Source organism: Ideonella azotifigens (assembly GCF_006519715.1).
Lineage (GTDB): Bacteria > Pseudomonadota > Gammaproteobacteria > Burkholderiales > Burkholderiaceae_C > Ideonella > Ideonella azotifigens.
This window is the reverse complement of the sequence record NZ_VIDT01000177.1, coordinates 1-8,880: the sequence shown is the minus strand read 5'-3', so window position 1 is coordinate 8,880 and position 8,880 is coordinate 1. Positions and strand designations below refer to the sequence as shown.

General features: G+C 65.7%; 9 protein-coding genes and 1 pseudogene. 6 read left to right on the top strand and 4 right to left on the bottom strand.

Features of this window, described 5'->3' with window-relative positions:
• Positions 1-124 precede the first annotated feature (124 nt).
• Positions 125-259: a hypothetical protein gene (locus FKP22_RS34255; protein WP_259372444.1), complete on the bottom strand. Its 135-nt coding sequence runs from the start codon at positions 257-259 to the stop codon at positions 125-127.
• Positions 260-323: 64 nt separating this feature from the next.
• Between FKP22_RS34255 and FKP22_RS12905 the strand changes: the two genes are divergently transcribed.
• From FKP22_RS12905 to FKP22_RS12895, 3 genes are all read left to right on the top strand, one after another.
• The gene (locus FKP22_RS12905; protein WP_141287895.1) at positions 324-1,301 is read left to right on the top strand and encodes a LysR family transcriptional regulator; all 978 of its coding nucleotides are present in this window, start codon (positions 324-326) and stop codon (positions 1,299-1,301) included.
• An 84-nt stretch (positions 1,302-1,385) separates the two neighbouring features.
• Positions 1,386-1,874 (top strand): helix-turn-helix domain-containing protein, encoded by a 489-nt coding sequence (locus FKP22_RS12900; RefSeq protein WP_233446840.1) that lies wholly within the window; start codon positions 1,386-1,388, stop codon positions 1,872-1,874.
• Entirely contained in the window at positions 1,874-2,461 is a 588-nt protein-coding gene (locus tag FKP22_RS12895; RefSeq protein ID WP_141287893.1) for a VapC50 family PIN domain-containing toxin, read from the top strand. Before FKP22_RS12900 ends, FKP22_RS12895 begins: the two co-directional genes overlap by 1 nt.
• Positions 2,462-2,514: 53 nt before the next feature.
• On the opposite strand, the pseudogene FKP22_RS12890 reads toward FKP22_RS12895, so the two are convergent.
• Positions 2,515-2,622: pseudogene (locus tag FKP22_RS12890) on the bottom strand (3-oxoacyl-ACP reductase); the annotation flags it as partial.
• A 213-nt stretch (positions 2,623-2,835) separates the two neighbouring features.
• On the opposite strand from FKP22_RS12890, the gene FKP22_RS12885 reads away from it, so the two are divergent.
• Both FKP22_RS12885 and FKP22_RS12880 read left to right on the top strand, forming a co-directional pair.
• Complete coding sequence (locus tag FKP22_RS12885; protein WP_141287892.1) at positions 2,836-4,560, top strand: IlvD/Edd family dehydratase; 1,725 nt, start codon at positions 2,836-2,838, stop codon at positions 4,558-4,560.
• Between the two features lie 183 nt (positions 4,561-4,743).
• Positions 4,744-5,652: an SMP-30/gluconolactonase/LRE family protein gene (locus tag FKP22_RS12880; protein WP_141287891.1), complete on the top strand. Its 909-nt coding sequence runs from the start codon at positions 4,744-4,746 to the stop codon at positions 5,650-5,652.
• A 36-nt stretch (positions 5,653-5,688) separates the two neighbouring features.
• On the opposite strand, the gene FKP22_RS12875 is transcribed toward FKP22_RS12880, so the two are convergent.
• Together FKP22_RS12875 and FKP22_RS12870 are read right to left on the bottom strand one after the other, a co-directional pair.
• Positions 5,689-6,891 (bottom strand): Fic family protein, encoded by a 1,203-nt coding sequence (locus tag FKP22_RS12875; RefSeq protein ID WP_233446839.1) that lies wholly within the window; start codon positions 6,889-6,891, stop codon positions 5,689-5,691.
• Positions 6,892-7,014: 123 nt separating this feature from the next.
• Entirely contained in the window at positions 7,015-7,716 is a 702-nt protein-coding gene (locus FKP22_RS12870; RefSeq protein ID WP_141287889.1) for a Bax inhibitor-1/YccA family protein, read from the bottom strand.
• Between the two features lie 131 nt (positions 7,717-7,847).
• Between FKP22_RS12870 and nhaR the strand changes: the two genes are divergently transcribed.
• On the top strand, positions 7,848-8,753 hold the full coding sequence (gene nhaR, locus FKP22_RS12865; protein WP_141287888.1) for a transcriptional activator NhaR: 906 nt from the start codon (positions 7,848-7,850) through the stop codon (positions 8,751-8,753).
• Positions 8,754-8,880 lie beyond the last annotated feature (127 nt).

The following is an 8,880-nucleotide window of genomic DNA, read 5'->3' as shown; positions in this document are numbered from 1 at the left end:
GCGCGCGAACTCGGCGACCACGTCGCCTTGCGACATCGGGTTTTCGCTGATGCCCAAGGTCACGCCGGTCTCCCAGCGGCCATTGATGAACAGCTTCAGCGTTGCTTGCATGGCAGCGGCGCGCTCAGCTCGCTTGGAAGAAGCGGCGGGCGCTGCCGGGCGTGGCAACGAGGTCCGGGAATCGGCACATCGACGAGGTCTCCTGCATCTGGCGGCCGGGCAAATCGCCCTGGTCGCAGTGGTCTTGTTTGGCGCGCATGGTACGAAGCTGAGCGATATCTTTCTAATAGATTTACAAGCAGCATCCATATACGATCTGGCATATGTCCTCGTCGACCAACTACACCCACTGGTTCATCCGCGCGCGCCTGAAGACGCGCCAGCTGCTGCTGCTGGTGGCAATGGAGGAAGAAGGCAACATCAACCGTGCAGCACAGGTGCTGAACATGACGCAGCCGGCCGCGTCCAAGCTGCTCAAGGAACTGGAGGACATGCTGGAAGTACAGCTGTTCGACAGGTTGCCGCGCGGCATGCGGCCGACCTGGTACGGGGAAACCATGATTCGCCACGCGCGCATGGCGCTGGCCAATCTGTCGCAGGCACACGACGAGATCGAGGCGCTGAAGGCCGGCCGCTATGGCCAGGTCAGCGTGGGCGCCATCACCTCGCCCGGCATGAGCCTGCTGCCGCCGGCCGTGGCGCTGGTCAAGGAAGAGCACCCCAGCCTGCGCATCTCCTTGCAGATTGAAACCAGCGACGTGCTGATGGAGCGTTTGCAGCAAGGCAAGCTGGAGATGGTGATCGGCCGCTTGTTCGAGCGGCACGACAAGTCGGACCTGCGCTACGAGGCGCTGGTCGAGGAACCGGTCTCGGCCGTGGGCCGGCCCGGCCATCCGCTGCTCAACGTACAGCGGCTGACACTGCGCGACCTGGTGGGCGCAGGCTGGATCGTGCCGGCCGCCGGCAGCGTGCTGCGCCACCGCTTCGAGCTGATGTTCCAGGAAGAAGGGCTGGACGCGCCGGTCAACCTGGTGGAGACCAGCGCGCTGCTGTTCATGACCAAGATGATGCAGCAGAGCGACCTGCTGGCCGTGGTGGCGACCGACGTGGCGCGCTACTACGCCGAACACGGCCTGTGCGCGGTGCTGCCCATCCAGCTGCCCTGCAAGATGGACGCGTTTGGCCTGATCACCCGCACCGACCGGCTGCTGTCGCCGGCAGCCAAGGTGATGCTGCGCGCGCTGAAGAGCACCGCGCTGGCGATCTACGGCACCCAGTTCGACCTGACCGGGCTTGAGTAAGCGAAACACCGGCTTCCGCCATGCCCTTGCGCGTTTCGTTAGATTCGTTGGTTTCGTTAAATTCGTTTAGATAAACTGCGGCTGTTGCAAGCCACCGGAGCCATCAACATGAACACCGCAGATTCCACAGACAAGGTTCGCTCTTCGCCCGGCACAGCTGCAGAGGCTGCGGGTTTGGCCTACCGTGCCCTCGCGGCCGCAGAGCACCGCGACCAACCGGTGTACATCGTGATGGCGTCCGAAGCTGGCCTGTCTCCGAGCATTCAGCTGCCGCCCGAGGCACTGGCAGCGATCGAGGACGTGCTGCGCGCGATGAGCCAGGGGCTGGAAGTGGCCGTGATTCAGGCACCTCAAGAGCTGTCCACCCAAGACGCTGCCAACTATCTGAATGTCTCCCGGCCCTTCATCGTGAAGGAAATCGAGGCCGGCCGCCTGCCTTGCCGGAAGGTTGGCACGCACCGCCGCATTGAGTTCTCCGAACTGATGAAGTACGCCGCCAAGATGCGGACGGACCGCGACAAGGCACTCGACGACCTGGCAGCAAGTTCGCGCGAACTGGGACTTGAGTACTGATGGTGATCGCGCCCACGCGGCTGGCACCGGTGATACTCGACGCTTGCGTCATGTACCCCATCGTGATCTCGGATGCGCTGCTGACCCTGGCCACTGCAGGCTTGCTCGTGCCGAAGTGGACTGCTCAGATCGATGCGGAGTGGACCCGCAATCTGGCACGAGACAATGGAAAACCCGCGGGCTTCTATGATCGGCGCCGCGACGCCGCCCGCAGAGCAGTACCCGATTGGGAAGTGCCCGCAGCGCAATGGACTCCGCACCTTGACGGGCTCCGTCTGCCCGATCCCGGCGACCGCCACGTGCTCGCTGCAGCCATTGCTGCCGCTGCCAGTTGCATCGTCACGGCAAATCTGAAAGATTTCCCGCAGCAGCTTTTGAACGTGCACGGGATTCGCGCAGTCCATCCCGACGACTTCCTCGTTCAACTGCTGGCGACCCATGCAGCGCAAGCGCTGGCGGCTTTCAAAATCCAGCGCACACGGCTCGCCAATCCACCCCTGACGCCCGAGGAATTTGCCACCGCCTTCGCCCGCGCCGGTCTGGGCAAAACTGCCGAGCGGCTTCGCGAGAGCGCGGCGCTGATCTGACAGCGCACCCAGCGCGGGGCCTGCGTTGTCAATCCGCCGTCCGCGACGAACTCCTACTCCTGCGCGGTGCACATCTTGCCGTCGTCCGACGCCCGGAACAGCACCATCGTCGCGACATCTTCCGGCTGCAGCCCGTCGGGCATGCACTGATTCTGGGCCAGCATGGCCTCGTCCTCGGCCGACATCCACGCGTCACACGGCAGGCTGGCGTAGCGGGTGGCGGTGGCTTGTTCGGAAGGGCCAGGCGGCGGGGCTCATGCACTGAGCGCCCAAAGCTATGTCAAAACGGATATGAATGAGGCTTCATTCTTTATTTTTCCTATATCAGTTTGCGGGGATAGGATGCGCCGCGTCAAGCTCAGGAGACAAGATCAATGGACAGCAAAAAGAAGCCCGTCCGCCGTAGCCAGGGTTGGTTTGGCCGGCAGGACCGGGACGGTTATGTGCATCGCAGCTGGATGAAGAACCAGGGCTACCCGGACGACCTGTTCGACGGCCGGCCCATCATCGGCATCTGCAACACCTGGAGCGAACTCACGCCCTGCAACGGGCACTTCCGCGAGCTCGCGGAGTTCGTCAAGCGCGGCGTGTACGAGGCCGGCGGCTTCCCGCTGGAGTTCCCGGTGATGTCCCTGGGCGAGACCCAGCTGCGCCCCACCGCGATGCTGTTCCGCAACCTGGCCAGCATGGACGTGGAAGAGTCGATCCGCGGCAACCCGATCGACGGCGTGGTGCTGCTGATGGGCTGCGACAAGACGACACCGTCGCTGATGATGGGCGCGGCCAGCTGCGACCTGCCGACCATTGGCCTGTCCGGCGGCCCGATGCTGAACGGCAAGTTCCGCGGCCAGGACCTGGGCTCGGGCACCGGCGTCTGGCGCATGAGCGAGATGGTGCGCGCGGGCGAGCTGTCGCAGGAAGAATTCACCGCGTCCGAGAGCTGCATGCACCGCTCCAAGGGCAGCTGCATGACCATGGGCACGGCCTCGACGATGGCCTCCATGGTCGAGGCACTGGGCATGTCCCTGCCCGAGAACGCCGCCATTCCCGCGGCCGACACGCGGCGCAACCGGCTGGCGCAGCTGACCGGCAGGCGCATTGTCGAGATGGTCAAGCAGGACATCCGCATGTCGCAGATCCTGACCCGGGAGGCCTTCGAGAACGCGATCCGCACCAATGCGGCCATTGGCGGCTCGACCAACGCGGTGATCCACCTGCTGGCCATTGCCGGCCGCATGGGCGTGGAGCTGAAGCTGGAAGACTGGGACCGCCTGGGCGCGGAGATCCCCTGCCTGGTCAACCTGCAGCCGTCCGGCCACTACCTGATGGAAGACTTCTGCTACGCTGGCGGCCTGCCGGTGGTGATGAAGGAAATCAGCTCGCTGCTGCACCTGGACCAGCCCACCGCCAACGGCAAGACCATTGGCGAGAACATCGCCGAGGCCCAGTGCTGGAACCCCGAGGTCATCAAGACCATGGTCGAGCCCTTCAAACCGGCCGCCGGCATCGCGGTGCTCAAGGGCAACCTGGCGCCCAATGGAGCCGTCATCAAGCCTTCGGCCTCCTCGCCGCACCTGCTCCAGCACCGCGGCCGCGCGGTGGTCTTCGAGAACATCGAGGACTTCCACGCGCGCATCGACGATGACGCGCTGGACATCGACGAACACTGCGTGATGGTGCTGAAGAACTGCGGCCCGCGCGGCTACCCCGGCATGGCCGAGGTCGGCAACATGCCGCTGCCGCCCAAGGTGCTGAAGAAGGGCATCACCGACATGGTCCGGATCTCGGATGCGCGCATGAGCGGCACCGCCTACGGCACCGTGGTGCTGCACACCTCGCCCGAAGCCGCGGCCGGCGGCCCGCTGGCCGTCGTGCGCGATGGCGACATGATCGACCTCGACGTGCCGGCCCGCCGCCTGCACCTGGACATCAGCGACGAAGAGCTGGCCGCCCGCCTGGCCGAATGGCAGAAGCCACCGTCGCCTGAACGCGGCTGGTACAAGCTTTACGTGGAACACGTGCAGCAGGCCCACCTGGGCGCCGACCTGGACTTCCTGGTTGGCGGCAGTGGCGCGCCGATCCCGCGTGATTCACACTAGGAAGGTGCGTACGAACCGGCCAAGCCCGCTCGTGCCGCCAGAACGAGCCCACTCGTCGTTGCAAATGCTCGCCGTGGCACGAACCACGGTTCCGCTTTGCGCCTAGATTGAGCCCGTTCCGACGACCCGCTCGAGCCCGTCCGGTCCGTCGACACCTTCCAGCCATTTCCGCCGAGACCGACCATGAGCCAAGCTGAAGCCCCTCGCCTCCTGTCCGAACCCCGCTGCGTCTGGGCCGCTGGTGCCACGCTTGGGGAAGGCACCTGCTGGTCGCCCTCCGAGCAGGCGCTGTACTGGGTCGACATCCTGGGCCAGCAGCTGCACCGCTGGGAGCCGGCCACTGGCGGCAAGCAGAGCTGGGACATGGACGACACCATCAGCGCGGTGGCCGAGCGGGCCACGCAGCCCGGCCTGGCCATCACGCTGCGCCGCGGCCTGGCGCTGTTCAACCCCAAGGGCCGCGCGCTGCAGATGCTGGACGCGCCCGAACCCGAACTGCCCGGCAACCGCTTCAACGACGGCAAGTGCGACGCGCAAGGCCGCTTCTGGGGCGGCACGATGGACTTCGCCTGCGAAGCGCCCACCGGCTCGCTGTACCGCTTCGACGCCGCCGGCCAGGCCACGCTGGCGCTGCAGGCCAACTTCCCGGTGACCAACGGCCCGACCTGGTCGCGCGACCAGCGCACCATGTTCTTCAACGACACGGTGCACCGCAAGGTCATGGCCTACGCGTTCGACCCGGTCACCGGCGAAGTCGGCGCCGGCCGCGTCTGGCTGAAATTCGCCGAACACGACGGCCACCCCGACGGCATGACCAGCGACGCGGCAGGCCGCCTGTGGATCTGCCACTGGGGCGCCGCCTGCGTGACCTGCCACGACCCGGTGACGGCCGCCGAACTGCTGCGCGTGCCTTTGCCCACCGACCACATCACCAATGTCGCTTTCGGCGGCCCGGACCTGACGACGCTGCACATCACCAGCGCCCGTTTCGGTCTCAGCGAAGCCCAGCTGGCGGCACAACCGCTGGCTGGCGCGCTGTTCACGGTCGAGACGAACGTGACCGGGCTGCAGCCCAACCGCTTTGCCGGCTGAACGCCCTGGGGCGCAGCAGCCGCCTGGGTCAAGCCATCAGGCGAACTCGTCGGCGTCCGCTTCCGCCTCCGGCCAGAGGGCAGGGAAATAGAAGCGCAAGGCGTGCAAGGGCATCGCGAAGCGCACCTTGCCCTGCGGGCTGTCAGAGGACAGCAGTCCGCGCCTGAGCAGCGCCGACAAGGCCGACACCGCGGTGCGGTCGCCCAGGCCGGTCATGGTCTTGAACTCGCCGCGCTCAAGTTCGCCGCCTGTGAGAAAGAGGTAGTGCAAGGGCCGCAGCACTTCGCGCCGCACGCCCGACTTCAGGATTTGTTCCTCGTGGGTCAGGCAGGCTGCCAACCGGCGCTCCATGCTCGACAAGTCCAGCAGGCGGGCCATGAAGTTCACCTGATCCTGGCAGACCTCGAGCACATATTCGATCCAGGCCACCAAGGCCTGTTCGCTCAGGTTGCCACGCCCGTCCAGATCGCCTCGGCGCGCCGAATCGGCATCCGCAAGCAATGCGTAGTAGCGGTCGGTGCTGCGGGCAAAGCCGCGCAGCGGAGACCACAAGCCGCCGGTATAGCCCAACGCATGCAGCATGGCGTGGGTGTGCAACCGCATCACGCGGCCATTGCCATCCACGAAAGGATGAATCCATCCCAAGCGCTGGTGGGCAGCCGCCAGTGCCAGCAAGGACGCCTCGCCCCGACGCACCCCACCATAGAACGATGCCCAGCGTTGCAGGAATGCAGGCAGGCTGCTGTGCACTGGCGCAACATGCGCGCCCACCTGCACGTCCCTGCCCCGCCACTGCCCGGGCACCAGGGTCACACCCTCGGCCGTGCGCAAATCGTCGGCGGGCAAACGGGCGAACAATTCGCGGTGCAGGTCGGCCACGGCCGCTGCGCTGTAGAGCTGCTCCGCACCAGCATCGCCGGCAAATCTCTGCTCGATTGCAGCCTCGGCCTCAATGTGCGCCACCGCCAAGCGCTGCCGGGCGGCGAGATCCCGGTCGGAGGAAAAATCGCGACGCAGGGCCTGCTCGATCTCGCGCGGTCTCGTGTGCTGCCCCTCGATGCGATTCGTGTAGTACGAATTCATGCCGCGCAGCAACTGGCGCAATGCCGGCGTGATCGGCTGGCTGCTCAGCGAAACTGCGGCGCGCGCCAAGTCATGCGCGCGCGCCAGCAAAGGCTCTTGCTGGCGCTCCGAAGGCAACAAGGGCTCAAATTGCTGGGGTGAGTCGTACAAGCTCATTTGCGAACATTGTGACTCACCCATCATGTTGATGCGAAACGCTAATTACCGCTTCGCACACACTTCATTGCGCACTTCATTGCGCACGTGGCCACGGCTTTCTGGCCGCACCAGTTAGGCCAGTCACTCGTCCCGGCCGCCGAAGATGCCCAGCAGGGCCAGCAGCGACTGGAAGACGTTGTACAGGCTCAGGTACACGCCCAGCGTGGCGCTGATGTAGTTGGTCTCGTAGCCGTCCTGCACACGCTTCAAGTCATGCAGGATGAAGGCCGAGAAGATGCCGATGGCGACCACCGACAGCGTGATCATCAGCGCGCTGGACTGGATGAACACGTTCGCGATGCCGGCGACCAGCAGCATGATCATGCCAATGAACAGCCACTTGCCCATGCTGGACAGGTCGCGCTTGATCACGGTGGACATGGTCGCCATGCCCAGGAAGATCAGGCCGGTGCCGGTGAAGGCGGTCATGATCAGGCCGGCGCCGTTGGCCAGGCCCAGCACCGCGCCAATCATGCGCGACAGCATCAAGCCCATGAAGAAGGTGAAGCCCAGCAGCACCGGCACGCCTGCGGCCGAGTTCTTGGTCTTCTCGATCGCGAACATGAAGCCGAACGCGCCGGCCAGGAACACGACCATGCTGACGATGGGGCTCATCGCGCTGGCGAGGCCGGTGGCCACGCCCAGCCAGGCGCCAGCCACCGTCGGCACCATGGACAGCGCCAGCAGCCAGTAAGTGTTGCGCAACACCCGGTTGCGCTGGGCCACCGAGCCGGAAGCGCCGGCACCAAAGGCCGGCGAGAGGGTTTGGAGATGTTGGCTCATGAGAGTCCTTTCTGGAGCAACAACGCATCGTTTGAGCGTTGCCCACACCTTACGCGCGAAGACACTTCGCGTAAATTCGTATTTCTTGATCCAATGCTTCGAGAAATCCCACAGCTCGCCCTGGAGCACCGATGAACTTCAAGCACCTTCACTACTTCTGGGCCACAGCCAAGGCCGGTGGCGTGATGCGGGCCGGAGAGCAGCTGCACATCACGCCGCAAACGCTCTCGGGCCAGATCAAGCTGCTGGAGGCGCGGCTGGGCTACCCGCTGTTCCGCAAGCACGGGCGCAAGCTGGAACTGACGGAAGAAGGCCGCGTGATGCTGGGCTACGCAGAGCAGATCTTCAGCCTCAGCGCCGAGATGGAAACCGCCATCGGCCAGGCGCGCGCGGGCGGGCAGGCGCTGGACTGCCGCGTGGGCATTGCCGACTCTGTTCCCAAGTCCATTGCCTACCGGCTGCTGGCACCCGCGCTGGACGCCGTGCCGCAGCAGGTGCGGCTGATCTGCCACGAAGGCAAGTTCCAGGACCTGCTGGCCCAGCTGGCGGTGCAGCGGCTGGACCTGGTGATGGCCGACGAGGCGATGAACAAGCAGCTCAGCGTGAAGGCCTTCAACCACCCGCTGGGCACGACCGCGACCAGCTTCTTCTGCACCGCTGACCTGAAGAAGACGCTCAAGGGGCGCTTCCCGCAACAGCTGGACGGCGCACCGATGCTGCTGCCCGGGGCCGGCTCGGCGATGCGCCAGCGGCTCACGCAATGGTTCGCCGAGCGCCAGCTGCACCCGCGCACCATCGGCGAGTTCGACGACGCGGCGCTGATGAAGGCCTTCGGCCGCGAGGGTCGCGGCGTGTTCACCTCGCCCACGGTGCTGGAGCAGGAGACCTGCGAACAGTACGGTGTGAAGGTGCTGGGCCGCAGCGACGAGTTGGTGGAAGAGTTCTACGCCATCTCGGTCGAGCGGCGCATCACGCACCCTGCCGTCTCGGCCATCACGCAGGCGGGGCGGCAGCAGCTGTTTGGCGCAGCGACCTGAACCCCGCGCCTCACCTTGACGGCGGCTTTCGCCTGGCCGGCGCCTGGCCAGCCAGGCCGGCCGCAGCCTCGGCGAACTCGGCCACCAGCGCGTCGATGAACAGCCGGGTGCGCAGCGGCAGGAACTC